Annotated in this window: 32 protein-coding genes; 11 read left to right on the forward strand and 21 right to left on the reverse strand. The window is 42.0% G+C overall.

From position 1 onward, the window contains the following. Positions 1 to 66: 66 nt before the first annotated feature. Positions 67 to 471: a flagellar protein FlaG gene (locus ICV38_RS07180; protein WP_215378738.1), complete on the reverse strand. Its 405-nt coding sequence runs from the start codon at positions 469 to 471 to the stop codon at positions 67 to 69. Positions 472 to 535: 64 nt separating this feature from the next. Further along, complete coding sequence (locus tag ICV38_RS07185) at positions 536 to 1,318, reverse strand: flagellin (protein WP_215305952.1); 783 nt, start codon at positions 1,316 to 1,318, stop codon at positions 536 to 538. Between the two features lie 330 nt (positions 1,319 to 1,648). Here ICV38_RS07185 and ICV38_RS07190 point away from each other — a divergent pair, with 330 nt between their 5' ends. From ICV38_RS07190 to ICV38_RS07210, 5 genes are all read left to right on the forward strand, one after another. Then, entirely contained in the window at positions 1,649 to 2,332 is a 684-nt protein-coding gene (locus ICV38_RS07190) for a tetratricopeptide repeat protein (RefSeq protein ID WP_215378740.1), read from the forward strand. 304 nt (positions 2,333 to 2,636) lie between these two features. Next, complete coding sequence (gene flhA / locus ICV38_RS07195) at positions 2,637 to 4,727, forward strand: flagellar biosynthesis protein FlhA (RefSeq protein ID WP_215378741.1); 2,091 nt, start codon at positions 2,637 to 2,639, stop codon at positions 4,725 to 4,727. A gap of 33 nt (positions 4,728 to 4,760) precedes the next feature. Further along, positions 4,761 to 6,458: a flagellar biosynthesis protein FlhF gene (gene flhF, locus ICV38_RS07200; RefSeq protein ID WP_215378742.1), complete on the forward strand. Its 1,698-nt coding sequence runs from the start codon at positions 4,761 to 4,763 to the stop codon at positions 6,456 to 6,458. After that, positions 6,455 to 7,267, forward strand: a complete 813-nt coding sequence (locus ICV38_RS07205) for a hypothetical protein (RefSeq protein ID WP_215378743.1) — start codon at positions 6,455 to 6,457, stop codon at positions 7,265 to 7,267. The genes flhF and ICV38_RS07205 overlap by 4 nt, the downstream gene beginning before the upstream one ends. A gap of 40 nt (positions 7,268 to 7,307) precedes the next feature. Beyond that, on the forward strand, positions 7,308 to 8,000 hold the full coding sequence (locus ICV38_RS07210; protein WP_215378745.1) for a FliA/WhiG family RNA polymerase sigma factor: 693 nt from the start codon (positions 7,308 to 7,310) through the stop codon (positions 7,998 to 8,000). 56 nt (positions 8,001 to 8,056) lie between these two features. Here ICV38_RS07210 and ICV38_RS07215 read toward each other — a convergent pair whose 3' ends face one another. From ICV38_RS07215 to ICV38_RS07265, 11 genes are all read right to left on the reverse strand, one after another. After that, the gene (locus ICV38_RS07215) at positions 8,057 to 8,479 is read right to left on the reverse strand and encodes a hypothetical protein (RefSeq protein WP_215378746.1); all 423 of its coding nucleotides are present in this window, start codon (positions 8,477 to 8,479) and stop codon (positions 8,057 to 8,059) included. Between the two features lie 94 nt (positions 8,480 to 8,573). Beyond that, positions 8,574 to 8,924, reverse strand: coding sequence for a flagellar biosynthesis anti-sigma factor FlgM (locus ICV38_RS07220; RefSeq protein WP_215378748.1), 351 nt, complete (start codon positions 8,922 to 8,924; stop codon positions 8,574 to 8,576). 51 nt (positions 8,925 to 8,975) lie between these two features. Then, positions 8,976 to 9,656: a flagellar basal body P-ring formation chaperone FlgA gene (gene flgA, locus ICV38_RS07225; RefSeq protein WP_215378749.1), complete on the reverse strand. Its 681-nt coding sequence runs from the start codon at positions 9,654 to 9,656 to the stop codon at positions 8,976 to 8,978. 5 nt (positions 9,657 to 9,661) lie between these two features. Continuing rightward, the gene (locus ICV38_RS07230) at positions 9,662 to 11,197 is read right to left on the reverse strand and encodes a hypothetical protein (RefSeq protein WP_215378751.1); all 1,536 of its coding nucleotides are present in this window, start codon (positions 11,195 to 11,197) and stop codon (positions 9,662 to 9,664) included. Positions 11,198 to 11,230: 33 nt separating this feature from the next. Then, positions 11,231 to 13,222, reverse strand: coding sequence for a hypothetical protein (locus ICV38_RS07235; protein ID WP_215378752.1), 1,992 nt, complete (start codon positions 13,220 to 13,222; stop codon positions 11,231 to 11,233). A gap of 48 nt (positions 13,223 to 13,270) precedes the next feature. Beyond that, positions 13,271 to 13,678 carry a hypothetical protein gene (locus ICV38_RS07240; protein WP_215378754.1) on the reverse strand — a complete coding sequence of 136 codons (408 nt, stop codon included), beginning with the start codon at positions 13,676 to 13,678 and terminating at the stop codon, positions 13,271 to 13,273. Then, entirely contained in the window at positions 13,675 to 14,694 is a 1,020-nt protein-coding gene (locus ICV38_RS07245) for a PDZ domain-containing protein (protein WP_215378755.1), read from the reverse strand. The genes ICV38_RS07240 and ICV38_RS07245 overlap by 4 nt, the downstream gene beginning before the upstream one ends. Before the next feature lie 8 nt (positions 14,695 to 14,702). Beyond that, the gene (locus ICV38_RS07250; protein WP_215378757.1) at positions 14,703 to 15,476 is read right to left on the reverse strand and encodes a hypothetical protein; all 774 of its coding nucleotides are present in this window, start codon (positions 15,474 to 15,476) and stop codon (positions 14,703 to 14,705) included. A 76-nt stretch (positions 15,477 to 15,552) separates the two neighbouring features. Next, positions 15,553 to 16,314, reverse strand: a complete 762-nt coding sequence (locus ICV38_RS07255; RefSeq protein WP_215378758.1) for a hypothetical protein — start codon at positions 16,312 to 16,314, stop codon at positions 15,553 to 15,555. 9 nt (positions 16,315 to 16,323) lie between these two features. Continuing rightward, entirely contained in the window at positions 16,324 to 16,746 is a 423-nt protein-coding gene (locus ICV38_RS07260; RefSeq protein WP_215378759.1) for a surface-adhesin E family protein, read from the reverse strand. 134 nt (positions 16,747 to 16,880) lie between these two features. Next, on the reverse strand, positions 16,881 to 17,066 hold the full coding sequence (locus ICV38_RS07265; RefSeq protein ID WP_215378761.1) for a hypothetical protein: 186 nt from the start codon (positions 17,064 to 17,066) through the stop codon (positions 16,881 to 16,883). Positions 17,067 to 17,361: 295 nt separating this feature from the next. Between ICV38_RS07265 and rpoN the strand changes: the two genes are divergently transcribed. After that, positions 17,362 to 18,756 (forward strand): RNA polymerase factor sigma-54, encoded by a 1,395-nt coding sequence (rpoN, locus tag ICV38_RS07270; protein WP_215378762.1) that lies wholly within the window; start codon positions 17,362 to 17,364, stop codon positions 18,754 to 18,756. A 4-nt stretch (positions 18,757 to 18,760) separates the two neighbouring features. Here the strand turns inward: rpoN and ICV38_RS07275 are convergent, their stop codons facing one another. From ICV38_RS07275 to ICV38_RS07285, 3 genes are read right to left on the reverse strand one after another with little or no spacing between them, the layout of a single operon-like run. After that, positions 18,761 to 19,441 (reverse strand): GGDEF domain-containing protein, encoded by a 681-nt coding sequence (locus ICV38_RS07275; RefSeq protein ID WP_215378764.1) that lies wholly within the window; start codon positions 19,439 to 19,441, stop codon positions 18,761 to 18,763. 36 nt (positions 19,442 to 19,477) lie between these two features. Next, positions 19,478 to 19,939 (reverse strand): hypothetical protein, encoded by a 462-nt coding sequence (locus ICV38_RS07280; RefSeq protein ID WP_215378765.1) that lies wholly within the window; start codon positions 19,937 to 19,939, stop codon positions 19,478 to 19,480. Continuing rightward, entirely contained in the window at positions 19,936 to 20,496 is a 561-nt protein-coding gene (locus tag ICV38_RS07285; RefSeq protein ID WP_215378767.1) for a hypothetical protein, read from the reverse strand. The genes ICV38_RS07280 and ICV38_RS07285 overlap by 4 nt, the downstream gene beginning before the upstream one ends. A 261-nt stretch (positions 20,497 to 20,757) precedes the next feature. Here ICV38_RS07285 and ICV38_RS07290 point away from each other — a divergent pair, with 261 nt between their 5' ends. Both ICV38_RS07290 and ICV38_RS07295 read left to right on the forward strand, forming a co-directional pair. Further along, positions 20,758 to 21,042 carry a hypothetical protein gene (locus ICV38_RS07290; protein ID WP_215378769.1) on the forward strand — a complete coding sequence of 95 codons (285 nt, stop codon included), beginning with the start codon at positions 20,758 to 20,760 and terminating at the stop codon, positions 21,040 to 21,042. A 21-nt stretch (positions 21,043 to 21,063) separates the two neighbouring features. After that, positions 21,064 to 21,438, forward strand: a complete 375-nt coding sequence (locus ICV38_RS07295) for a hypothetical protein (RefSeq protein WP_215378770.1) — start codon at positions 21,064 to 21,066, stop codon at positions 21,436 to 21,438. A gap of 236 nt (positions 21,439 to 21,674) precedes the next feature. Here the strand turns inward: ICV38_RS07295 and ICV38_RS07300 are convergent, their stop codons facing one another. Both ICV38_RS07300 and ICV38_RS07305 read right to left on the reverse strand, forming a co-directional pair. After that, positions 21,675 to 22,142 carry a polymer-forming cytoskeletal protein gene (locus ICV38_RS07300; RefSeq protein ID WP_215378772.1) on the reverse strand — a complete coding sequence of 156 codons (468 nt, stop codon included), beginning with the start codon at positions 22,140 to 22,142 and terminating at the stop codon, positions 21,675 to 21,677. 34 nt (positions 22,143 to 22,176) lie between these two features. Then, positions 22,177 to 23,235, reverse strand: a complete 1,059-nt coding sequence (locus ICV38_RS07305) for a helix-turn-helix domain-containing protein (RefSeq protein ID WP_215378774.1) — start codon at positions 23,233 to 23,235, stop codon at positions 22,177 to 22,179. Between the two features lie 222 nt (positions 23,236 to 23,457). Here ICV38_RS07305 and ICV38_RS07310 point away from each other — a divergent pair, with 222 nt between their 5' ends. Both ICV38_RS07310 and ICV38_RS07315 read left to right on the forward strand, forming a co-directional pair. Beyond that, the gene (locus tag ICV38_RS07310) at positions 23,458 to 23,769 is read left to right on the forward strand and encodes a hypothetical protein (protein WP_215378775.1); all 312 of its coding nucleotides are present in this window, start codon (positions 23,458 to 23,460) and stop codon (positions 23,767 to 23,769) included. Positions 23,770 to 23,849: 80 nt separating this feature from the next. Next, the gene (locus ICV38_RS07315; RefSeq protein ID WP_215378777.1) at positions 23,850 to 24,221 is read left to right on the forward strand and encodes a polymer-forming cytoskeletal protein; all 372 of its coding nucleotides are present in this window, start codon (positions 23,850 to 23,852) and stop codon (positions 24,219 to 24,221) included. 96 nt (positions 24,222 to 24,317) lie between these two features. Here the strand turns inward: ICV38_RS07315 and ICV38_RS07320 are convergent, their stop codons facing one another. Further along, complete coding sequence (locus tag ICV38_RS07320; RefSeq protein ID WP_215378782.1) at positions 24,318 to 24,725, reverse strand: polymer-forming cytoskeletal protein; 408 nt, start codon at positions 24,723 to 24,725, stop codon at positions 24,318 to 24,320. Positions 24,726 to 25,133: 408 nt separating this feature from the next. On the opposite strand from ICV38_RS07320, the gene ICV38_RS07325 reads away from it, so the two are divergent. Beyond that, positions 25,134 to 25,364: a hypothetical protein gene (locus ICV38_RS07325; RefSeq protein WP_215378784.1), complete on the forward strand. Its 231-nt coding sequence runs from the start codon at positions 25,134 to 25,136 to the stop codon at positions 25,362 to 25,364. Here the strand turns inward: ICV38_RS07325 and ICV38_RS07330 are convergent. Together ICV38_RS07330 and ICV38_RS07335 are read right to left on the reverse strand one after the other, a co-directional pair. Next, positions 25,361 to 25,738: a hypothetical protein gene (locus ICV38_RS07330; RefSeq protein WP_215378786.1), complete on the reverse strand. Its 378-nt coding sequence runs from the start codon at positions 25,736 to 25,738 to the stop codon at positions 25,361 to 25,363. The two genes, ICV38_RS07325 and ICV38_RS07330, sit on opposite strands and share 4 nt — an antisense overlap. Then, positions 25,739 to 25,966, reverse strand: coding sequence for a hypothetical protein (locus ICV38_RS07335; RefSeq protein WP_215378788.1), 228 nt, complete (start codon positions 25,964 to 25,966; stop codon positions 25,739 to 25,741). Between the last annotated feature and the right edge of the window lie 37 nt (positions 25,967 to 26,003).

Consider the following 26,003-nt stretch of genomic DNA (forward strand, 5'->3'; position numbering starts at 1 on the left):
TTTCTGAAGACGAGTACGCTTTAAAGAAAGCAATTTTCATGCCATCTTGAGAGGACTTAGCTTGATTTAGGCTTTTTGGTGAATCAATGCTGAAATCTGATCAAAGCTGTGCGCCAACCTCAAAACCTCCTCGGAGGGCATCTGCCTGATCACTTCACCGGTACTAGGGTTAGTTACGCGAACCACATGGTAGCCAGTAGAGCCGTCAATTGAAAAGTCTAAGTTACGCCCCATGGAGCTGACAAAACTTTGCATTTGCTGAGCAGCAGCTTCTACTGCCTGACGGGATTGCTGGGTAATTTGTTGAATATTGGAAGGTTTAAATTCTACGCTGGCGGCAGCGGATACGGCCTGAGCGTCGGTATTAGTGCGAGCATTTACTACCGTACCCATACCAGGAGGTTGATTAAGTTGTGCAGAGCCAGACGGAATGACTGACGCAGTTGCAGATTTACTAGTAATTTCTCCCATTTTCTACTCCTTACTCTAAAGTCAGAAATCGGCCAATGGGCCGACTTCTGCTAAAGATAACCGCTTATTTCAATAATGACAAGATGACGTTAGGCATCTGGTTTGCTTGGGCCAACATCGCTGTAGCGGCCTGTTGCATGATCTGACCCTTAGTCAAGTTGGCTGTCTCTGAGGCAAAGTCAGTATCAACAATCGCTGAACGCGCATTCTTAATATTAGCACTTTGCGCCATGAGGTTTTGTGAAGAATACGTTGCACGACCAACTAAAGCACCCATCTTGGCACGCTCATTAGAAATGCGCAGTAGATCAGCATCAACTACAGAGAAGTCTGTGGCAGTTGTATCAACTGTAGCGTTAGCTACTGTGAAGGAAATTGTTGTACCGACATCAACACCAGACTGAATATCATAAGTGGTAGAGCCGCTGGTATCGAGCAGATTTACGCCGTTATAAACAGCTTCCTTAATTGTCAAATCGACTTGATCTTTGATGGACTGAGCTTCAGTGGTAATCGCTGTTTTTTGATCTGTACTTAAGGCATTGTTACCGTACTCAGTACCCAAAGTCTTCATACGCAAGAGCATACTTTGGATTGTTGACAATGCGGTTTCAGCCACTTGCGCCATACCGATGATGTCGCTTAGGTTGTGGTTTGCTTGGTCAAGGCCTGCAATTTGTGAGGACATGCCCATGCTAATTGCTAAGCCTGCAGAGTCGTCTTTTGCGCTATTGATACGCACACCTGACGATAGTCGCTGAACGGATGTTGCCAAGTTAGATTGAGCTGCGCTCAAGTTGTTCTGGGCATACACAGAAGCCATGTTGGTATTAATAACGGTAGACATCGTTTTCTCCTAAAATTTTCAGGGCTATCAACATTAGCGCCCCTTGCCTTACCTATTACGGACTTGCTCAACCAAGCGTTTAGATAAACTTCACTTTGAATTCATGTAGCCCTATTTAAAAATATAAGTTATTGATTTTATTGATAAAAATGAATCGATGAAAAAATACCCTACCACCCTAATCGCACCCAGGTTGGCGTTACGGGAATTCAAAATCAAGGTAAATGGGTATAAAAAAGATACTGTGAATTAGCCACTAACACCCTAAAATGGGGTTTAGTTACATTCGCTTTAGGGCTAATTTTCCCCATTTTTGAGAGTGCTTTTGCCATGCAATTTGATAATCCGCGCCTCCAAGCAGCCATCTCCAACATTGAAAGAGGACGACATGAGGCCGCCTTTGAGATTTTTTTTGAGGTTGCGCAAAATGAAGCGGATGAGGAAGCTGCTTTTGCCCTGACCAAAATGTGTTTTGATGGTCAATTAACCCCCGAACAGATCAATAAGCTATTCGAATGGCTCAATTCCAATAGCCGAAATAGCAATGGTTATGCCAACTACAACGTAGGTTTAATGTATGAGAACGGCATGGGAGAGATCGTGCGTAACGTGCCAACTGCTGTTAAATACTATGAAAAGGCCATTAAGGACGAGGTTTTAGATGCCTATTGCAACCTGGGTAATATCTATGTTCTGGGCACCGGCGCTGACCAAGGTGTAGCTAAAAACGTTCCTAAAGGCGTGGAATTGCTCACTATTGGTGCTAATGGAGGCAGTCGGGTGGCAGCCTATAACTTGGGAGTTTTATATGAACATGGCACCTCGATACCCCAAGATTATGACCAGGCCTTCTATTTTTTGACCCTAGCTACCCTGCAAAAACACGAGCATGCCCACCGTTGCCTGATCATTTTTGAAAAGGCAATAAAAAAAGACTTCACCAAGGCCTTTGAGGCTGCTCAGCAGCAATTTTGGAAAATTCAAAATATGCGCCAACTCTATCGCGCACTCTAACGGGCATCTATTAATTGTGCCAATTGAGCGCTTTTATTGGGTCCATGATTGACCCCTTGGAGGTTTAAAGACTCAATTTAGCCTACCTTTTCTCATGGACCCCACTTATGAGGAAATTTTTGCCTTTTTCACACTTTTGGCGCTTTTTTACCCCTATTTTTGACCTGAATAAGGTATATTTAGTGGCAAATATTTCCTTTTCTACCATATATAGCGGTTTGTGAAGTTTTAGAGTGTATTTAATATCGTTAAGGCAATTTTTGAAGGCATTTTTTACCCCTGTTTACCTGTGCCTAATTAAGATATGAAGATCTTAGGTATTGACTTCAGCAAAGTAAGGCCATCAGCGCAAGGCGCTATCCCAATCTTAGTCTTGCTCGTCTTAGTCATGATGCTGGTGCCCTTACCAGCAATCTTGCTCGATGTTCTGTTTACGTTCAATATTGCCTTATCGATCATCGTGCTCTTTACGGCGATCAATATCAAGACCTTTAAAGACTTTGTTGCCTTCCCAACGGTGTTGCTGCTTACTACCTTGCTGCGCCTGTCATTAAACGTGGCCTCAACCAGAATTGTGCTCATGGAGGGCTATAAAGGAACAGATGCTGCTGGAAAAGTGATTGAGGCCTTTGGCGTGTTCTTAATTGGCGGTAATTTTGCGGTCGGTATTGTGATCTTTATTGTGATCACCATTATTAACTTTGTGGTGATCACCAAGGGTTCAGGCCGAGTTGCCGAAGTTTCTGCCCGTTTTGCCTTAGATTCGATGCCCGGCAAACAAATGGCGATTGACGCCGATCTTAATGCTGGCTTGATTCAACAAGAAGAGGCTAAATCGCGGCGCGCCGATGTGGCTCAGGAAGCGGACTTTTTTGGCTCCATGGATGGAGCCTCCAAATTTGTTCGCGGTGATGCCATGGCCGGCATCATGATTTTGGTCATCAATCTGATTGGTGGTTTACTGATTGGGGTCTTACAACACAGCATGGATTTTGGCAAAGCCTTGTCGACTTTTGCCTCCTTAACCATTGGTGATGGTCTTGTTGCTCAAATTCCGGCACTGATTATTTCTACTGCGGCTGGTATCTTGGTAACCCGCGTTGCCACTGAAGATGATTTTTCTGGGCAAGTGTCAAAGCAATTTGAAGCCAATAGTAGCGCCCTGGGAGTAGTAGCAGCGGTATTGGGGATTTTGGGTGTACTGCCTGGCATGCCCCATGTGATCTTCTTGGGTTTTGCCTGCCTTTTTGGTGGCTTGGCCTATTTAGCCTATCAAAAAATTGACCGTAATGCTAAAGCAGCAGAACTTGCCGCTTCGCAGCCGCCTGAAGTAAACCAAGAGCTTGAATGGAAAGATGTTCCAATCGTCGAGCCTTTGTCCTTAGAGCTTGCCTATCGACTCATTCCACTAGTCGATAAAGGTGATGAAAGCGATTTAATTAAACGCATTCGGGCGATTCGGCGCAAGTTTGTCACTCAAGTCGGCTTTTTAATTCCATCAGTCCATATTCGTGATAACTTGCAACTTAATGCTGAGACCTACCGCATTTTGCTCTATGGCGCCGAGGTTGGTCGTGGTCAGTGCCTACCCGATCGCTTGCTGGCCATTCAGCAAAGTGGCAATGAAACCCTACCTGGACTCGAGGTAAAAGATCCTACCTTTGGTATGCCAGCAGTTTGGATTGAGCGAGGCCTGCGTGATGAGGCCATTGCCAAAGGCTATACCGTTGTAGAGCCAGCTGTAGTGATTACCACCCATTTAGATCATTTAATACATCAATATGCTGCAGAACTTTTGGGTCGCCAGGAAACGCAAGATTTGGTAGACCACTTTAAGATGAGTTATCCCAAGTTGGTTGAAGATGTGATTCCCAAAATCGTGAGCTTGGCACAGTTACAGCGTCTCTTGCAACTATTACTTGAAGAGAGCATCCCGATTAAAGATATGCGCACTATTTTAGAAGTTGCTAGTGAACATGCAAATAAGCTAAATGACCCCCTTGAGGTATTACCCCACATTCGCTACGCCCTGAGACGCACGATTGTGCAGGACTCCCTCGGGGAAGGTAGCTCCTATCAAGTGCTCGGAATTCAACCAGAGTTTGAGCGCTTAATTGAGCAATCGATTGGCCAAGGAGCAATTGCGCCCGATGGCCTGATTGAGCCCTCTTTGGCTCGAATGTTTGGCGAAGAAGTTATTAGTGGGGTGCAAGAATTAGAGAGTCAAAATCTGCCACCAGTCATTGTCAGCGGGACACGTACCCGCATGACGCTGTCTCGCATTGCTAGGCGCGTCTGCCCCCAGGCGATTGTTTTGGCCTTAAGTGAGCTACCGCCGACATCCAACCTTGAATTCTATAAAGTTCTTTGCTCCCAAACGGGCAAAAACCCTTAAAATAACCCCAGCCACCCTATTTGGAGCAACGCCATGGGCCCCCAAAAATTTACCGCCCCTAGTTCAGCAGAAGCTTTAAAGCTGATACGTACCCGTATGGGCCCCGATGCCATGGTGATCTCCACTACTGACATCGACCATGGCGTTGAAATTGTTGCCATTAGCTCTAAAGATCTTGCTTCACTGTCAGATCCTGCGCTTGCCAATAGCATGGCAAAAAAACCACCAAGCTACTCACCAAATTACTCATCAAATAGACCGATTGGTCGCAGTAACTTAGGAACTAACCTGGGCTCAAGCTTTGATCGTGCTATTGCGCCTCCTAGTGCTCGCAATCCCTTTAGCGCAGAATTGCCAATAGGGACTTTGCGCCGAAACCCTGCTCGATCTGAGCGCTCTGATCGAGGAGAAAGATCAGTTCGAGCACAAGGCTCAGAAGCCTTTACGCCAGCTTCTTTTCATGGGGCTGAACGCATCCAGCGAGGCGATGCTAGTGTGATCAATCCGTCTAATAACGATGCTGTATTTAGCGCTAGCGCTGCAGTTAACGCTAAAAAGAAACAAGATGCTATTGCCTTGGCAGAAGCTAAGGCCGATGCAAAAGCAGCCGCTAACCCGAGCTTGAAGGCTACTCCTGCCTCTGGCAGTATTTCTTCCCCACTCCCCGGCGCCAGTGTCACGCCCGCCCCTTTAGCCACCAGTTCCGATCAAACTCCTACGGTTGCCTCCCCACTATCTAACACCGTGGCAAGCACTCCTAAAGTAGAGCAACTATTGGCTGAAATTAGTGAGGTTAAATACTTACTGCAATCACACGTAGCCGGAAGTTTGTGGGGTAATCTCCAACAAGAAAGCTCTAACGTTACTGAGCTCGTAAAGCATCTACTTAATAGCGGCTTTTCTCCTAAATTGTGCGCTCAAATTGCGCAGAATCTACCGGATGCTTTTAATACCCAACAACTGATTAAAAATGCGCGTGAGCAAGTCAAGTGCCTCATCAAAACATCGCGCGCATTTGATATTTTTGATAAAGGTGGCATCTTTGCCTTTATTGGCCCAACTGGTGTTGGTAAAACTACAACTGTTGCCAAGATTGCCGCGCGGTGTGTATTACGCTATGGCCGCAATCAAGTTGCGCTGCTCACAACCGATACCTACCGAATTGGCGCTCAGGAGCAACTCAAGACCTATGCAAAAATTTTAGGGTTATCTGTTACTGCACTACGCGATAGTGAAGATTTAGCAGCCAAGATTAAAGAGTTCTCTAATCGCAAAATTATCTTGCTTGATACCGCTGGTGTGAGTCAACGCGATACTCTTATGATGGAGCAATCCCAATTACTCCAGCATGGGTCCGAGCGTGCAAAACGGATTTTGGTTATGAGCTCAACCACGGATTTGCGTACTCAGGAAGAAGTGATTAATTTACACAACCAAGCGATGCAAAATACCGATGGGAACAAGCTTGACTCGGTGATTATTACTAAAATTGATGAAGCTGCTCACTTAGCACCTGTCATCGATAGTGTGATTCGTCATGATTTATCGATCTTGTTTGTCTCTAACGGTCAGCGAGTGCCAGAGGATTTAAGTCCTCCCGATATTAATTACCTAAGCCATCGGGCAATGGCAATGCGCGCATTTTCTGAAACCTTCTCCATTACCGACGAACAGGTACCGGCAATATTATCCGATCACCTTGGCGACTGGATTCGAAAAGTTAATCCATGAACACAGTAGTCGGTAGTAACGATCAAGCTGAGGGCCTGCGCAATATTTTTGGTGCCGAACTGTGCCGCGTGGTGTGTATTGCAAGCACTCTAGATGCAGACAGTACGATTCATTTAGGCCACGGCACCGCACAAAGTCTTAAGCAACACAACAACCGCGTCTTACTAGTTGATGAAATTCCGCTAGGGCAACGTAAAACCATGTCAGGGTTTTTGTATCCTACACGCTACGACTTAGGACAAGTCTTTAATAATGCGGTTCCCTTAACGCATAGCATTCGCCAAATTGATGATTATCTTTGGTATGCCACGAGCACGAAGTTGCGCTCTGAAGTAGAGCACCGTTTTGCCAAATATCCTCAGCTCGATGAGCGGCTTGTCAAAGAACAACTTGCAATTGACTATGTCATCTTTCCGACGATTGATCCACAAGCACAAATTGTTTCTTACTATGGCAGCAACATCCAACGCATTCTAGTGACTTCTGGAGATTCACCATCCTTAAGTAAAGCCTTGGTGATGCTACGTCAAATGGCTATTTTCCAAGTTGATAAACCGTTAGCAGTGATCATCGTTGGCGGAGAGGATGAAGCTACTGGCACTGCGGCCTTTGAGCGTTTACAAACTGCAGCTATGTCTGCCTTACATCAAGAGATTGAATTGATTGGCTGGATAGCTGCCGTTAAAGCTCAGCGAGTTGCCTTAGATCTAGATGATCTAAGCTGGAATCCTCCAAGTGAAGGTCCGCAAGAGGAATTTGTTTTACCAATGGGTTTTTTTAAAGCGATTTCTGCGAAAATTAGTAGTTAATTATTTAGTCATTCACACTTACCCATTAAGCGATCTGTCATTGAAGCCTTCTAGTTATTTTGCATCCCTTGATATTGATGAAGCGATTCGTCTGCATTTACCTTTGGTAAAGCGTATTGCTCATCAAATCTGCTCGCGCTTACCGCCCAATGTCGAAGTCGATGACCTGATCCAAGAGGGTCTAACCGGTTTATTAGATGCCCTTAAGCGCTATGAACCTCAACCAAATTTAGCTTTTGAAGCTTATGCTAAAACGCGGATTCGTGGGGCAATTTATGACTCTTGTCGAAAAAATGATATTTTGCCCCGCAATCAACGCGATGAACTGGTCGGCATCGAAAAGGTTACTCGCCAGTTAGAGCAAAGTTTGGGACGCCACCCTTCTGAGAAAGAAATTGCCCAAGGTGCTAATTTGAGCATTGAGGCATATCACGGCATCATTACTAATATGGTGCATTTAATGCCTCTAGATGATTTATCGGATGACCTGATGCCAAGCGATACCGATGAATCTGACCCGATGCGCTCAGTTGCGATGAGTCAATTTGCAGAGCGCATTGCCTTGATTCTCTCGGGCTTACCAGATAACGAAAAATTGGTCATGGCTTTGCATTATCAAGAAGATCTCTCCTATCGCGAAATTGCTCAAGTCATGAACATTACTCCTGGGCGCATCAGCCAAATCCATACTCAAGGCATGATCCGCATTCGGGCAAAACTCAAAGCTGGATAAGGCTAGGATACTGAACGTACCTTGCAAACCATTATTTAGTTGTAAATTTTAATATCCTAAACTTTGCGGGATAAAACACCGCCTACCGATCCTGGAACTCCACCATCACTTCCGTAAGTAGCGCTTGGGGCTTGCTGGGCAATAAAGGACTGCATCGCAGTACTGCGTTGCATGGCTAGCCGAATCAGATCACCATTGATCTGGTGATTGATTGAAGCCTCATCAAGTAACGCCATTAATTGTGCAGTTTGTACTGGCTCAAATTGGTGGATATCGTGTTTTAATTTATCTGCGCCCCCTGGATAACCTTGAATGGCATCCAAAGCTAAATTAGTGCTGTCTAAAGATTCTGGCAATCGATCCATATCGCTCGCCTCAAGGGCAGAACGCAAAGCCTCAATGGCGCTCGATATTCCTTTTAAAAACTGGAATAAATCATCAAACGACATGGATGAGGGTGATGGTTGCGAATTTACCATCTCACAGGAAAATTGATTGAATGAAAATTGGGCAGAAGATAAAGCTCAAACACAGAGCAGAATAGGCACAGCAAAAACAGTAGATTTGAGCAGGTTAGCTTTGAGGGCGACTTTGTTTTTGCCCAATTGCACTCACAACGTCACTTAACATTGATTGAGAGATTTTGTTGTAATCAATCTCAAATTGACCGCTTGCAACTTTATCGCGCAATTTTTTTATAAGTAACTCATCACTCACCTGATTAGTGGCATTAGTACTGCTTTGGGCCTCAGCCAAGGTGGCCGCAAGTCCGATATCTAAATTGACTGCTGGGCGAGCAACAGCAGGTGTTGAGGTTTGGTTTAGTGCTGTGTTGGTGGTATTGGCGGCTGAGTTTGAGCCTGGCACAGCTTTGGCTGTTCCAGCATTTGGCGGAATTAGTGGTGCATTCTCGTTAATTTTCATCTCATTCTCCTTGGTGCTACCTATGGCTACATATTACTGCAAATTAGCGATTTATTCCATATTCACGCTAATAATTCCTGGCCTTAAAACTTTGCCTTGTAAAACCTGGCCATCAGCAAGACGGACCCTAACCATATCCCCAATCATTCCAGGGGTTTGGGCAACGCCCTCTCCAGAAACCTGGAAATCTTGGCCGGTCAATTGAATCCTAACTGGATCCCCTACTTTTATTACGGCAGATTCTTTTAAATCGTTTAGTCCAACTGGCATTCCCATCTGTAGGGATTTGCCCAAAACCCGCTCATAAGCTGCTTTTGGGCTTCGCAGTACATCGTCTGACAAAACGGTTAAATCGCCTTCGATGGTACGAATATCACCAAATTCAAGCTTTTGGCCAAATGGCAGGTAACGGCTAGCGACCACATAATCGCCATAGGCATGGATATTTACGGGAATATTGATTAGCCAAGCTGCTTTGGCGCAGCGCAACTGGATTGTTGACCTCCCCCATAAACGGGCGCCTGTAGGAGCCAAAATCTCAATGCTACCCCCCAAACAGGCTGGAATATTAAGGTTGGACTCTAAAAACTCAGTCTCTACGCGCAATCCATTGACAGTAGGGCTTTTTTGAATAAACCGCTTTATTGCCAGTTCAAGATCCGGGGGTAATGCGGCGCTTGATCCAAAGGACAGTGACCACATTAGCGCCAATGTCAAAAAACGATAAGCCATGGTCATTATTTGGCAAACCGATCCAAAGCAACCCAAGAGTAGACATGATTCATCCCATCTAGAGCCATACCAGCTAACCAATGAGGCCTTTGGAGTGATTGAGGAATATTTTGGTGGATATTCATATTCTGTACCCCTAAAAATTCATGGGCATAAATGGAATACTCTTGGTGACCGACCCGCAGATTGATCAACCTTGCAGGATGCATCACCTCTCCCAATGCATCAACCTTACTATCAACTGCTTTAGCAATACCCTCTTCCCCTAAATACTGAATTGCCGAAGTGGCATAGTATTGACCGTGTCTTGTAAAGTAAGCCATTGGCATTCTGAGCAGACTCGATGGGCACGCTAGGCGCACTCCTTCATGGTGTATTTCCAATGATCCGGCAATTTCAGCCATCATCCTTCCTGCAGCCATAATATGATCTTGTGAAAGACTGACATGATCTAAATCAATAAAGATCATTAACTCTTGCTGAACTGCAAAAATACTAGGGCAAGGAGGCAAGATGCTAATAATGGTGACTAATTGTTGTGCAATTTCAGGATCAGCATACACCTCATCAATTAAAAGCTCATCTGTCAAATTCTCAAAGATATGGCGCAATGATTGTTGCCCGACTTTAGTGAGCTCGTCTTGCTCACGACCGAGCAAGAAATCAAGTTCCACACCATTCCAATTATCAGTCTTGGTTACTAGACTTCGTGCTACTTGCATTCGATTGAGGTTATGTGCGCGATCTAAGGAAAAGTGCTTGTCTAAATAACGCTGACTACCCGAGTAATCCAATGAGTTTGCGCGATCTAAGGGACGAGTCAATCCCTCCGGAAAAGAAAATTCCTTAGCCATAGGAGAGGCAAAGGTCGCCGGAACATCATCTTGTGAACGCGGCACAAATACAGTACCTAACTCTGATAATGGGCTTAACCCTGAACTATCAGGCACTGACTGTGTCAAAGCGCTAAGTTCAGGGCTCAACTTTTGGCTAAATTCTGGGACTGACTCAGGCACAAAAAGATTAGCTGTTTCATCAGCACTAGACGCCATAGCAAAGGCTTGTGAATCCTTATCTGTATTTTTTAGAATATCACCCTGACCCATAGCAGAATCTACCTGAGCATCAATTTCACGCTTTGACCCAGCATCAAGAATGTTTGTAATTGGCAAACCTTTTTTAATTTGCAATATTTTTTTTGCGAATAATTCTTTCGCTTGATTAAATTGGTCTAGGGTGAAAGCATTTTCGCTATTAACCGATGGATGATGAAATGCAACATCTGATCTTACTAATGTTACGAGATCATCAATGACTAAACACGCTTGGGTATGATGCTGATTAAAACACTGCGCTAGTTCATTAGTAATCTCGCTTAGAGCATCCAAACCTGCTCCATCTAATGCATTAGCCAAATCAACGCTATACATGATCAATGGCTCAATCGCTACTTCTGCCGCACTATTTTTCCGAGCAGATGCCTGCAGGCCATCGATAGCACGATCAATATCGATTAAAAATAGGGGTTTTTCTTCAGCCATAATTACTTTGCGCTTTATAAAAGATCGATTGCATTAAATCCTTGCTTCTCGCTTTAATTCAATAAACGCTTTATTTAAACCATCAAACTCAGCTTGCCATAACTGTAGATCTCGCATCACCTGTTTTGCATCCATACTTAAAAGCTCAATAGCTTCCAAAGAAATTTGTGGTGCCGGCTCACTTGTAGGCGTGACTTGCTCTAAGGAGTTAGCGAGTATGGAGCGCATTTTCGAAACAGTGTTCTCAACTCTTTCAACTAATAAATTAAGTTGCTCAGTTTCAATAGCAAGCTGTTTACTAGAGTGGTTATCTAATATCGCCAAGTAAAGACGAACACCTTGTTGCTTTAAAGCAGAAAATGCGTCTTGTAGTTGATCTAAAGGTCCACCCCTACTAATACTCATTTCTTGACTATAGGGTGAATTACTTCCCTTGTCAGTTCCTAGCGTACGAATTTGCCCACTCTTCTCCTGCAAAGTGTCAATCGAATGACGTAATTTATTGTTGAGCTGTGCCAAGACTTTAAAGTGCGTGTCAATTTTGCCAATTTTATTTTTTAAATCATCACTAAGCTCAGTGATGACATTCATGACCGTCTGGACATTTAATGGATCCGTTGAATTAACGGAATCTGCTTGCTGTAATTTAGCTTTATCTACCTTAGCATTAGGTGGATTAGCAAAGCCTAAATCAATTGAGTTTAATAGTTGGCTAGTAGCTCTAGCTTGTTTAGTTGAGCCCTGCAGACTGGAAATATTACGCCTTGTATTGAGGAGCGTCATATAAGCCCCCAAGATGATCCCAAAAGTAGCGATAATCGAAACGATAGTTAACCCCAAAAATCCGCCAGCACTCTTAAAATCAAAATATTGAATTGCTTGGGATTTCTTTTGTGATGCAAGACGCAAAGACTCATAGTCGTTAGCAAACTCTCTGATCTGCTTCATATTTAAAGCATATGAATTGATCACCGCTGCACTCTCTTGTGGTAACTTGGAGTACCAAGGGCTTTGCGGAACTTTAGGCGCTAGATCGCCTAGCCTTAAGTTTGATTTGCCAGCAGTTTTTTTACCACTATCTATTTCTAGAAGCATCTTTTGCTCGATCGCTACGCTAAGTGCTTTTTGAAGATCGGATATGGCGGTGTTATCAGTCACGTTTTTTTGCCAAGCATTATTTGCTTTTATAAAATTATTTAAACTTTCTGCATATTTTTTTATGGCAGATTCGGCAGGCAGTTTATCTAATTCCAGTGGCCCTTTAGACCCAGTTAGTACTTCAGCTGACTTTGCTAAGATTGCAAAATCATTCAGGCTTTTTTCCTGCGTGAGGATGGCAGAAATAGCCTGCTCAGTTTTTTTAGCGCTGCTGAGTACATCTATCGCTGTAGACGGTTTTGAGTTTTTCCTGACTTTATCGGATTGCTCTATTTGGTCGGACTTTTCATCATCAAGCTTTTTTCCTAATTTCACAGCATATTTCTCAGGCCTACCAAAGACAACCTGCATAATCTTGGAGTCCAATCTTTGAAAGAATGCCACCACAGGATTATCAGAAAGCGGCAGCAGCGCAGAAGATGGTTCTTCTTTAGTTAGGCTGGCAGTCTTAGTTGTTGGGGATGGAGCTGCCCCAGTCAGTGACCTTAATGGAGCAGGTTCACTCACCCCTTTTATCGAAACCACTGATGCTGAGTTAGGTTCTGCATCCGGAAGACTCTTCATGCCTGAAGTCGTTGATTTTAAGAATACCTCAGCTTTTTTTAAGCTCACAAAAAAAGCGGGTTCCAGGGCTACGGGGTCATTAGTTTGTAGCTGCAACTCCTTTAAAAACGGAATAAGACGCAAAATTTCTACCTGCTCGCTATCAATTGACTGAAGATACTTCCCCTCAGATACCCAAGAACGCGCAGAGAAAAATGCACCGATACTGGCAGTTAAAGCCAGTACAAATGAAATATATGATACCCATTGCCAAAATTGAATAGGGCGCTGAGAAAAGATAGGGTTGTTATTTTTCTTACTCATATAAATGCTCTTGACTAGCGATTAAGTGGTTGATTAGCATCATGGGTCTTATGAGAGCCCCACCAAATGATAATCAGCGCCGTTGTGATAAAAAAAAGGTGAATCCGGTATTGCAGCAGCATGGAATGGACCAACAATATTGTTGACTCTAAAGCCTAAACCCTGTTGAGGGCCATCCCTTAATACAATGACCCAAGGTGCACTAGATTGCTTGAGTACTTGTTGCCACTCCAGCGGATTTTCTCCACGTTGATCAAAGCGCAGCAATTGAAAATGGTTACGCAAGCAAATAGGTTCACCCTGATAAACCACCACGCCATTAATACGCAAATCCCTCATACTCTGCTCAGATTCAGGATACAAAAAAACAGCTCTAATAGATTTTGTCGAAAGCGCATAACGTCCGCCATTAATGCGCATTCCCAACCAGTATTCTTGTATTTCTGATATTGTCATGATTTTCCAATTGACATGCGACGCTGATATAAAAATAAAGCCAGCGCTATTGAAAAAATGAATATGCTGCATACAAACCCAACAAAAGCATCTCCGATTCCAGTCATATAAGAAGCATTTTTGGCTTCAATTTTACGTCTTTGGGAAAAATAAACATCAATGTTTTCTACGACTTTTCTGAAATGCCATGCAATAACATCTCTTGTCTGAACTTTGGCTGAGCTTGCCCCGTAAGGGTCAATTACATTCTTGGCAATAGCATTTAAGCGTCTAGCCGTTTGCATCAGATCATTGGCAACTTCAGCACGCCAGTCTATTGGAATTGTTGACAGCATATCTCGACGATATTGCTCTGCAAGGCGCTTTGTTTCAGCCTCCGTAAGAAATACGACATCATCTGGAAGGATGAATTTAATCCCAGGGTTGCTTCCATTGGCAGTCGATTTACTCGCCATGCGCATAGTCACTGTGTAGGCATCTTTTTTATTTCTGAGTAACTTCACAGCAATATCTGATGAGGGCTTTTCGTTGATGGCTAAAAAGAAAGCCATTACTGATTCTATTTTTGTAGTGTTGACTAATTGAATCAAATCACCAGGCTTTATCCCTGCTGCTTCGGCAGGTGAACCAGATTCAACCGACTCAACAATCGGTAATTCAAGAGTAAGAACAGGTATAGAACGCTTATTTTCAAATTCAGAGAAGTACTGAAATGCACGATTTACTGCCTCATCTGTATTTACCGGAACAATTGCGCCATCTACCAATCTTGGAATGTCTGTAGATTTTAAACGGCGCTGATTCTTATTTAAGCGAACATCAATTTTTTGGGACATTGCATAATCTTCTAGTACAGGCATTGTTACTTTTAACTGTCTCAAGTCTGATGCAGATGCCGATAAGTCATTTGCAGCTCCTAATAGAACCAACAGAGAAACGGCAAATAAAAACCCAGAAAAGGTTAAAAACCAAAAATAGATATTTTTTTGTGTATAAAAATTGGTTTGATCAGCCACGATGATGGTCAACTTTTATGCGACTCAGAGTCGACTTTATTAGCTTTATAGTGATCGCTAGCCTTATTCAAAACAAAGCGCTTTTTTAACATCTCTACTTCACGGTGTTCTGCCATTAATTGAACCTCAGTCTTACGCTTGTCCATGAGCAAGCGGCAGCTTGCAAGATCATCTATCCACTCACCTGATTTCATTTCAATGATGGCTTTTTCTAAAATTTCTCTTCCAGTAGATTCATTGGCTTTGATGCGAACTACGAATAATCGAGTGTCATCAACATCCCGCAATACCAATTCAACAAAATAGGTTCTTGCAAAACGATGGTTAATTGCGCTGAGTTTATATGGATAATTTTGTAAAGTGAAATAAATAATAGTGCCATCGTCTAATGGCATTGGTTCGACTTTTAACTCGGTGATTCCAGCTTTAGCATGCCACTCCAAATCAGTTTGCTGAGCTTCTAAGTTTTTTCTTGGAAAGGCTCGAGTTTCGAAATAAATCTGATAGAGGGTTTCAGGGAGATATCTTTCAAAAGCAAGGTTCTTTAAGACATCTGCTGTAGACGTAATGCGCAAACGCTCTGCCATTAAATCCAATTTCATATTCGCAATCTTTTGATTAATGACCTCTTCAAGTTGATTGGTCTTATTCAAGCTAGTTATCAGTAAAGGCTCAATTGACTCTGGTGCCGCATTATTTTTTACTTCCTCAACGACTTTTCCATAGAAATCGCGTATAAAAAAGTAAATTAGCGGAATGAGCATGATCAGACTTAAGATCATGATCAATTTTCCACTTGTAAAATTAGTAAACAAGCTCATGGTGTTTACTTCACCCTATTCAGTAATGTATGCGGTGTTATTCACACCAACTAGCAGATAAATACCAACGATTTATTCGTCCTGCAACTCGCGCATTTTCTATTGCCGTTCTGGTAGACTCAAAATCTTTTAGCACATTCTTGCTTGGATTGTAGAGTTCACAACCCGCTCGAATTCGATCCAGGGCTCTACCAGGCCTCACATTGCGAATGATTAGGTCAATACCGCCCGAGCGGAATTTTGGACGCTCAAAGTATCCCGAGTGCCAATAGCGTCCGACTTCAACTTCAGTTGCATCCAAACGAAGATCTAACAAAATACCATGATCAGAAATATCAATTACTCTAGATAACAATTCTTGACCAGCTCCCAGCGAAAGGACAAAGTTAAAATCTTCATCGCTTGGACCAAGAGTCCTAAACTCTTTTCGACGCTGGATCACGATCAAGTCCTGAGGCAGAGCACAGGTCATTAATACACCATCTTCATGCATCCTAAAATCGTTTGAAAGAAACTGCATTTTAGAGTTTCCATTACAAGCTACAACAATTTGACTTGTGCCAATAATGCTACTAAACCCTCCAGGAGGTTCAGTTTCTGGTTTCATTACTACTAAACCTTTATAAATATCGAGAATAGTGACAGCAAACTCCTTGCCAGAACCATCAACTGCATACACCCCAGCCAATGGTGTTTTAGCAATCTCTCGAAGCATTGTTTTTAAGATAGATCCCTTCTCTATATGAAATTTGGGGTCTATTTTTTCTAAAAATTCGGGAGGGTAAATGGTTGGACTCATATTCTTTAATTATCCGTTACAGATTTGTTTTTGTATGATTGATAGAGCGCTACCCTCTGGCACTGGATCATCCGCCAAATTAAAGCCAGTATCAGTTTGTAGTATCTTTTTGCCCATCGCATTGGGTTCGGAATAATTAATCACGGCTAAGGTGGAGTAGGTTTTATAAACGCAGTTAAATAAAATATTGCTACGTATTGAACCAATCCGAGCTTTGGTGCCTTGCTCAGCTGGGTGGCCGTTGGTCAAAATCCATACTTTTTTGGATTCTGGAGGCAACGCTTTAATTGAACTTCTAAAGTAAGCAACTGAGTACCCTTTTTGGCTGACTACAGTGACCAAATCGTCTTCTGCCTGAGTCAATCCCAAACCAACCTCACTCAAGGTTAAAAGCAATACAGCTATTGCGAATAGGAATCGGGATTGAGACATGCGAATAAACCAAATAAATGGATTATAAGGACAAATCCGCTTTCTAGAGCAGAATAATCAAGCTAATAACCCTAGCAAGTTACTTTAATTAAATACCCAAACTGCCCATTAATTGAACAACGACGGAGCTCTTTTTATTGATCTTTAGGTTCTGCCGCAGGCGATTCCGTAGCAGCAAGAGCCTCTCTATCCACCACATTCTTGACCCAATATCGTGCTGCAGCAATGTTGGTAGTGTAAAAAGCAATCTTATTGCTCTTTTCTATCGTATAAAAGCGCTCGCCACTAATACGATGCTCTGTGATGACAGGATTTTCCATAATATGAAATTCTTGATTTAATGTGCTCTAGTTAAATTACGGCTAAAAACTTGATTTGCTTAGGTGAACTCACATCAGATGCCATCAAACTACCTATAAACCGATATAAACCATTGATATATATAGTTATTTTAATTATAGCTCTATATCTGATCTATGCGTTCTATTGGAGACAAAAAAGGACATTTTCAGAAACCTCGGATAACTAAAAGTTTCCCAATGTCTCTCCTATGCAATACTCAACAATATCAACGCCAATAGATAAAGCCTCAGCGAATACTGAGAAAATATAAAAATGGCTATATCGCTCAATACTAGAGTTCAGCAGCAGTTTACCCTCACGCCCCAGCTACAGCAGGCTATAGGTCTATTGCAGCTATCTAATATTGAATTAGAGCAAGAACTAGCAAAAGCTGCCGAAGAAAACCCATTTCTAGAGTTTGAGCCCAATCCACAGATAGAATCCAATCTCTCTGAATCGTCAGAGCGTTTAGAGCAAATGCAAAACTCATGGACTTCAAGCAATAAGATCTCGCAAGATGATGAGGATGATTGGACTGAGCGTTATGAACGCATAGCACACAAGCAAACCCTTTTGGAATACTTAGAGGAACAAATCCATCTTCTCAATGTCAGCGCAAAAGAACAATCAATCATCATCTATTTGGCGGGCTGTCTAGACAATAGGGGCTATTTGATTGATGACATTGAATCAATCTACCTCGAAATTAAAAATGAGCTAAATGGTGATGAATTAAACTCCTTAGGTTTAATAGAGGCTGCACTAGAAAAATTACAATCACTTGATCCCCCGGGTATTGGAGGGCGAAATTTAGCGGAATGTCTTTCTCTGCAAATTGATCGCATTCTGAATAAATCCAATATAAATGAATCAGAATGGAGGCTTGCTAAATATATTGTCAAAAATCATTTAAATAAAGTGGGATCAAAAGATTGGCTAAAACTCAAACAAGCCAGCGGCAAAAGCGAAGCTGAAGTTCTTAAAGCGGTAGAGCTTATTCGTACTTTGCAACATAATCCCGGTGCTATTTTTGATCGTGAGAATGATCAGTGGATACTTCCTGACATCGTGGTCAAAATGGTTGACAGTCTGTGGGTGGTTGAATCCAACCCAAATGCGAAACCCCGAATTTCTCTGAACAGTGAGTACGCCAAAATTCTTAAAGAAAGTGGCCAAGAGAGAGGCGATGGAGTCTTAAAGCAAAAAATCCTTGAAGCGAACTGGCTCATCAAAAATATTGCTCAACGTGAAGAGACAATATTAAAGGTTGCAAATGAAATCGTTAGGCATCAACAACAATTCTTCTCTGTAGGGGCAATTGCTATGAAACCACTTGTTCTTCGCGAGATAGCAGAAACAATCGGAATGCACGAATCAACCATTTCAAGAGTAACGACTCAAAAGTATCTATCTTGTCCACTAGGTATTTTTGAATTTAAATATTTTTTTAGTAGTCAATTAAATTCCGGGAATGGCGCACCAATATCCGCGACCGCAATCCAGGAATTGATAAAACGGATCATCCAAGAAGAGTCGGCAACCAAGCCCATTTCCGACAGCAAGATTGCACAGATATTAAGCGATCAGGGCTATGAAATAGCTAGGCGCACAGTTGCAAAATACCGAGATTTAATGCGTATTCCAGCAGTGCATCTTCGGAAGAAGTAACAGCCTAAGAGCAGTATTCAATACAGTTCTTGCCTGCTTTTTTAGCACGGTACATTGCCTTATCAGCACGGTCAATGAAATCCATCGGTCCGAGATTCACATTATCGATAACCGCAACTCCAATACTGGCGCTAGGAAATATCTGCAATGATTCTTTAGAATTTAGCCGAAGATCTGCCGAGATTATTGTTAATATGCGATTCGATAACTGCCTAAGAAAATCAATGGTCTGAATATTCTGAAGCACCAATATAAATTCATCTCCACCCCAACGACAAGCAAGATCATACGCACGAATTGATGAGGAGATTCGTGCACCAATAATCGCTAGAACCTGATCTCCAGTGGCATGGCCATACTGATCATTGATCGCTTTAAAGTTGTCTAGATCTAGAAAAATGATTGCTGAGAAATGTCCATTTAATTTAGGCTTCGATAGAAGTAGCTTTAGCTGATCTAAAAAACTAGTACGATCTAACAGTCTAGTCAAGTAATCTTGCCTAGCCTCGGGACCAAATACTTTGCCATAAATCATCAAATTTAATATTTGACGTTCCAGGGTTGTTAAACCCACTGCCTGATCCAAGTATTTTAATAAATCATTCTGATTTATTTTTTTGATGAACTGCTGTAAATGATTAAGTAGAGCCTTGAACTCTTGATCACTATTTAATAAATCGTTCATAGTTGATTTGGTATTACATTCACACTGAAGATCACCTCAATTACAAACAATCTTCTTGACGTCATGCTCTGTAGTCCCTGATTCAATCTTCATGACATTCGATTTATTTTTTTCAGAATATACCTCCCCAAGTCTTTTTGTTTTGGGATCAAACAACATATATGACACCAGGTAATAGAAGGTACTGTTGTCCTTGCAATCTATTGCGCCACTGACGCTGAATAAATTAAATTTTTGACTATTTGGAGCAGCATGATTCTCATTGAAAGAAGCGGAAATAGTGAACCAAATATAAGGTCCATCCGCTTTCCCCCAACCGGATAACAAATACAGAGTACTTTGAGTATTTTTACTCAAGACAATATCTTTGTCGTTAGCAGACTTCGCTTCAGCTTTTTCTAAATTCGACTTAAGAGATTGTGGCTCATGTGAGGATTTCGCAGAACATAGCGTCATCCAAACTAATAGCAAGAGAAAACTGATAGCAGACTTCATCATTGGGTCTTAGCCTTTGGGTAGCCACGCCATTCCTCAAAAGCCAATGGAATGGGCATTCCATCCTCAAGCCCATAGTAGGTTAGCTTACCAGCTAGATTCATAGCAAGATAAACTTTACTAGCAGCAGGATCAACAACAAAAGCAGCATCTGATTCATCACAATCGGATTTTTTGCACCCTACTCCCAATACATGGTTGCCCACATACACAATGGGAGCACTCTCTTTAAATGCCTCTTGAAAGGCTTCAATATCTGAGCCCAGCATGTAAGAAAGAATAAATTTTCCATTATCACGCCTGATCAAATCCGCTGAAGGGTTGCCTACCAACAAGGGGATATAGGTGGTTAAGTTTTTTTTAAAATCCTCGAACTTAATTGCTTGCTCTTTTTTTAGAATCTTGGCCTCATTTTCTTTTTCATATTCGTCTTTGTATTCCCAGGCTTTATATGCAACATAGGCTAGGACAAGGGCAATCAAGATGTATAGAATCCACCTGACAATATTTATCACCAACCTCCATACTTTCAATGCAGTCGATTCGATTTTTTTGGGCATATTTTAGATGGCACCTAATTCAGTGGTTAGCAAATCGGATTTGATGTTATCTTCTCATTACTATAAATCAATTCTTTTTTGCCCCCCAGAAAAAAGGTTGGCCAATCCACTTAATTGGGGAGTTCTTTATGAAATTCGACTTTTTTATAAAAATCCCCTAATATCGAAGTAATTAAATCCACACAAAGCCTACATTGGCTGAGTACATCTCTAGATCCGATAAACGATACTAAAATTTAATATTCCTGATGACAAGCAAATATGAGTAATCTAGATGAAACCATTCGTGAGCTGAAAGAAATCAATAATCACCTTTTCACCATCAATACTCATTTAGAACAAAAGGATTCAAAGTTGGATGAGTGTCTGAACGTGATTCGAAAAGATCTTTGGAATATTAAAAATATTATTGCCAACGACACAGAACATCATAAAAATATACAAAAAAGCATCGAAAAAGGTATAGAAAGGGCGCTTGCCAAGGCTACCGTCTATTTATTTGTTACGGGAATAATGCTGTATTTAGTAGGTAAGTTTTTGTTATAAAAAATTTTTTATAAACACATCATGACACCTGAGTCAACAGATCGCCAAAAAAGTTACGCCCACATTGCAAAACTTCTGGGGTCCGCAAGCAAATCTTATGAAGATGCTGCGCTTGGTTTAGAGCAAGGCAGTAGTGAGGAGCATATATACATGCACATCAAAAATGCCCGCGCCACCCTAGAAACTGCATTTCCAGAGTTATTTACTACACCTAAACATTCCCAAAACAACAAACCTGTACCCACAAAACATGATTTTTCTATTATTAAAATAGGCTTGTTTGCAGGATTAATCATCGGAATCTTGTTTATATTTGTAATGTATGGTCCAACGGGCGATTTAAGCAAAACTTGGAAGACTGAAGATTTCCAAAAGAATGTTGCTTATCCCAAATAACCAGTTACCAGCAGTCTTTTAAATACTCCAATAGAAGAATCTTTTGGGGCATATAGATAAATCTCAGGTGAGGCAGTCATAAATAAGCCCCAGAAGCAACTACCAAAAATTGATAGGGCTAGCAGAAAAGATGCGATATTTCTTTTTTATGAATGATCACTAAAGGATTCTTGGATCTGATGCGTTATTTTACTTGACTCTGAATCTCTCATTCAATAGGTAAACTCAAGGGATCATCACTCTGCTTTAGCAAGTGGAACCACATTATTTGGAATCCCTTCATAAGCCAAAGGTAAATTTGCCTGAGGTGTACCATCTGGCAATAAACATTTGAGATTTCCATTGACCTTAGCATCTGGATGAATATTAATTTGAGAATAAGTGACATCTCCAAAGACTTCAGCACCAGGATAAATTTCAACTCGTCCTTTTGCGAGAACTGAGCCTTCAATTCGCCCAATAATAATCGCGTGAGAGCTGTAAATGTTCCCCTCCAAGAATCCGGTTTTACCAATTACCGCCGTGTAAGCGCTAGCAAGCTTATCATCTTCGGCTGGAGCAATTTCGCCAATTAAATGTCCCAATAAAAGCATGTTTCCACTATGGGTAAAGTTGCCTCTGACGAGAGAACCAGCACCAATCGTAGTCAAATATGAAAGCTCAGTGTCTGCCAATGGATTATTTTTTTTAGAAAACTCAAACATCACACACCTCGATTTTGCTCAATTGAATTCCGCTTCACATGGGAACTTCTAGTAACTTAATTTGCTTAACACCTGGGTTAGGCGCACGCACCCTCCAACCCTGAAAATACATTTCAACATTATCTAAATCTTGAGTTAAAACAACAAAGGGTGCGGTACCACGGAATACATTAGAAGCGTTCGATTCGAGATTAATCACGGCTTGCTTTCCTGAGCTATCTACGATACAAATAATCTGCTTAGTCAAAGACTTAATGTTTACAACATTACCGGGCTTGGAGGGGTTCGATGATTGATAATTAATAGGTTGCGCCTCTTGTTTATAGGGACACTGCTCAACTGGAGGGCTAATGGCTAATTGGCCAGACTTTAATTCGGGAACTGTCAGCGAAGACTCAGAATTTGTAGGAGCAGGAGATAACTCAACTTCTGTTTTAACGTTGAGTGCGGTATTTTCTGCTAAGGGAGCGGGTGAGCCAACTAAATCAAACAGCGAGGACCTTAGATTGAAGCGACCATTTAAACCTACGATGGCTATCGCGAGGACTGAAAAACCAAATAGCAATGGTGCCGCTGTCCGCAGTAGGTTAGATGGCATGCTAGAACTGAACTCAGCACCACGATTTTCGATAGTTTCATCCAATTTCTCCTCCAGATCTAAGTTCTGGGGGACAGATGATTCCTGCAAATTTACGCTATTTTTTTCGCTAACATAATCGACACTCTTTTTAGCTGGTTTCTTTGGCTCTATCTCACTTTCAGATTTCACTAGATTTTCTGGCTCAGAAATTTCCACTACCTCAACTAAAGCTGTAGGTGCAACTTTTAGAGTCTCCAGGGATTCGGGATAGGCTAAATAAGATGATTCAACCAAACCCAAAAAACTACCAACCCGCTTAGCTGAACTCACCTTCAATTGAAATGTATAAAAGGAACTTAGGCCGCCCTCTTCCAACTCCAAAACCATTTTGGGAGACAAGCAGCACAAATTAGCAAGCTCAGCTCGATCCAGTTTTTTGAGCTCTCTTGCATTTTTCAATGCACTACCAATGATATTTGGCTGCGATTGATGTTTACCTAATTTCATGGCCATAAACTCTTAAAATTATTGCGCTGCACATAATATTACCGCCTTCAAAAGTCTCATAATCTGTTTTGAATTTTAAAATACCGACACCTCTTAAATCCTTTCAAATATACCAATAAATAAGGTAAAAATTAGTATATTTTTCGACTTATAGCATAATGTTGGGATTGTCCTATTTTCTCAAGCAAATAAATGCAGCTAATTTGGATTTCAGGATCCACCTCCTCCATGAAGCAAATAAAAATAACGGGTAAAACCGTCATTAAGATTGCATTTTTGTCCTTTAGCGTGTTTGTTTTAATTGGCATTGGGATTCATTTTTTTGGCTACAGGGTTGCAATCCGCTTCAACCCTGAAATGGCAAAGGAACTGGGGGGCGTTATCTCCCGCAAAGAGATGGATGAATTGGAGGCGAATTATCAGGACAAAATTCAAACTATCAAGGCTCAGCTTCCTATTATTGAGAACAAAATAGCCACTCTTAGGTCGCTTAAAGATCAGCTCACAGAACTATCCACTCCTAGCCCAGAAAAAAAATAGCCTTGATTTCGGTTTATGAATTCATGTTGTGCGTTCACATTCCTGTATGCTTGATGGGTCCAATGTAAGAGAGATGCTATATGACTGAATACAATTCCAAAGGCTCCCTGTTTGTAGGGCAGGGTGTCGTCGTTAGCGGGACCTTTGAAGTTCCTGAGATGGCTGTAGTTGCCGGACTCGTTGAAGGCGAGTTAAATACCAAGGAAGTTCTTGTTGAGACGACTGGGGTGGTGAACGGCAGGATTAAGGCTGAAATTGTTGAGGTCCGAGGAGAGGTTACTCAAGGTCTTTTAGTTACGAATCATCTCAATATCCGCTCAAGCGCAAAAATCACCGGGCTCACTCAATACGCAGAAATGAGTGTTGAGAAAGGCGCAAAATTAAGTGGGGAGTTGCGGATCATTGAGCATGAACCCATCGACACTTACCCCAGCGATTCAGAAGATCAATAAATGACTCTGACACAGACTCTTAAGACAACTTGTAGCATCTAAAAGTCCAACAGCCACGTTTGCCTGAGCTTAAGCCATCTTGTTAGCAGCTCGCACTCATTGTGACTTTATTTTGCTCCAGTTAGCCTGAAATATTGCTGCTGAATCTCCAGCGGAAGCGTCTTGATCATCACTATTCCTTGAAATCATGAGACCATTTAACTTGGCGCCATGCTCAATGCCCAGTTGACCGTAAGTAATATCCCCGCGGACCTCAGCCCCTTCATGCAATTCAACACGCTCTGTTGCATAGATGTTGCCCTCAACACGACCAGCAACTAAAACCCTAAAAGCATAAATATCACCCTGCACCACACCCGTGCGGCCCAATGCAATGCTGACATTCTTCCCTTGACGAGCTTCAATATTACCAATGACGCTACCGTCAATGCGTAAGCTTTCACTGGCAACAAGTCTTCCATGAACTTCAGTTGCTGGTCCAACAATGGTCTCAAATGACTCCATGGTGGGTTGTAAAAATTTAATTGATTGAGATTTTTTGAAAAGCATTTCTAGGTACTCTTAAGGCTTAGCTGAGCTGGGGCTGTCAATTCTAGTCTCATTTCTTCATCCATAAAAGCACTTATTGATTAAGTTAGTAACTACTAGCATTTAAAGCGAGCTGTATTGCTATTCATGCGGAAATGGGCTCATGTAAGAGAGAAATCGACACCGAAAAACTTGCTTCTAGCGTTGATGTTTTCGCACTTATTTAGTGCAACCTCTTAAATCCAGAGAATCTCCGAAATGCCTTTTAGCCAACCAGCATAGATGGTTTAACTGCCAGTGACGAGTCTCCCTAAATGGTGCATTCATTTCACAAAATTGTGCCTAGTCATCATTGCTAGTGTTGATGAGTTCTTAAGATAAGCCATGCGTATCAAAATTACAAAAAGCTTAGTGCTCAATTCTCAAATTCATAATACGGAGACTATTCCGGAGGCTCTCTTTCCGGAAGGTGAATATCTTGCCAATTTGACGCCAGATGGCAAGATCGAGGTTATCAACACCAAATCCATTAAGGCCCTTTTCTCTTTTTCCCAATTTAGAGAAAAAGTTTCTCAAGGAGAGACTTTGTGGTTGTCGAAACTTAAGGCAGTCTAGTGGTCTAGATCTAAGCTCTGAACGAGGCTAGCCAACTTTGTCACAGACTCAAATGCATTAGTGTTGCAGGCTTCAACATCTAAATTCTCCCAATTAAACTCCAAGGAGAAATGCGCAGACTCAATAATCAGCTCATAGCTTGAGGAGGCTTTGTTGTTTGAGCCAGCCTGAGTCTCCTCAGCCAACGGAACCTGTAACGCCTCAATTGCATCTAATAGGATTTGGGTTTCAGCAGCCGTAAGCTCCCTGCTATGTAGCACATCATCGGTTCTTTTCACGGATATCTTAGAGATTCCATCAATAGTAACTTCATACTGATTGAGGCCAAGATCAAACCAAACGGTTAACTCAATTGCGATTGGGTAGGTTTTCATTTAATCGACCTCGTCAGCATGGGGTTCATCAAAATGTTCTTTGTGAGGTTTAAGCTTAGCTTCTAACTGAGACCATTTGCTTTGTTGTTTTCGATAAGCACAATCCTCGGCATGATTCTCCAATAATCCAAAAATGATTGTTGTTGGAATCTTGCAGTGAACGCATCGATAAGCATGCTGATGCTCTTCTATTTTTTCTTGGGGGTAATCAATATAGAACGGCTTCATCTGGCTCCTCAGGCGGTGATCAGAACTCTGATAAACA

Source organism: Polynucleobacter sp. MG-6-Vaara-E2, from assembly GCF_018687695.1.
In the GTDB taxonomy this organism is placed as follows: Bacteria; Pseudomonadota; Gammaproteobacteria; order Burkholderiales; family Burkholderiaceae; genus Polynucleobacter.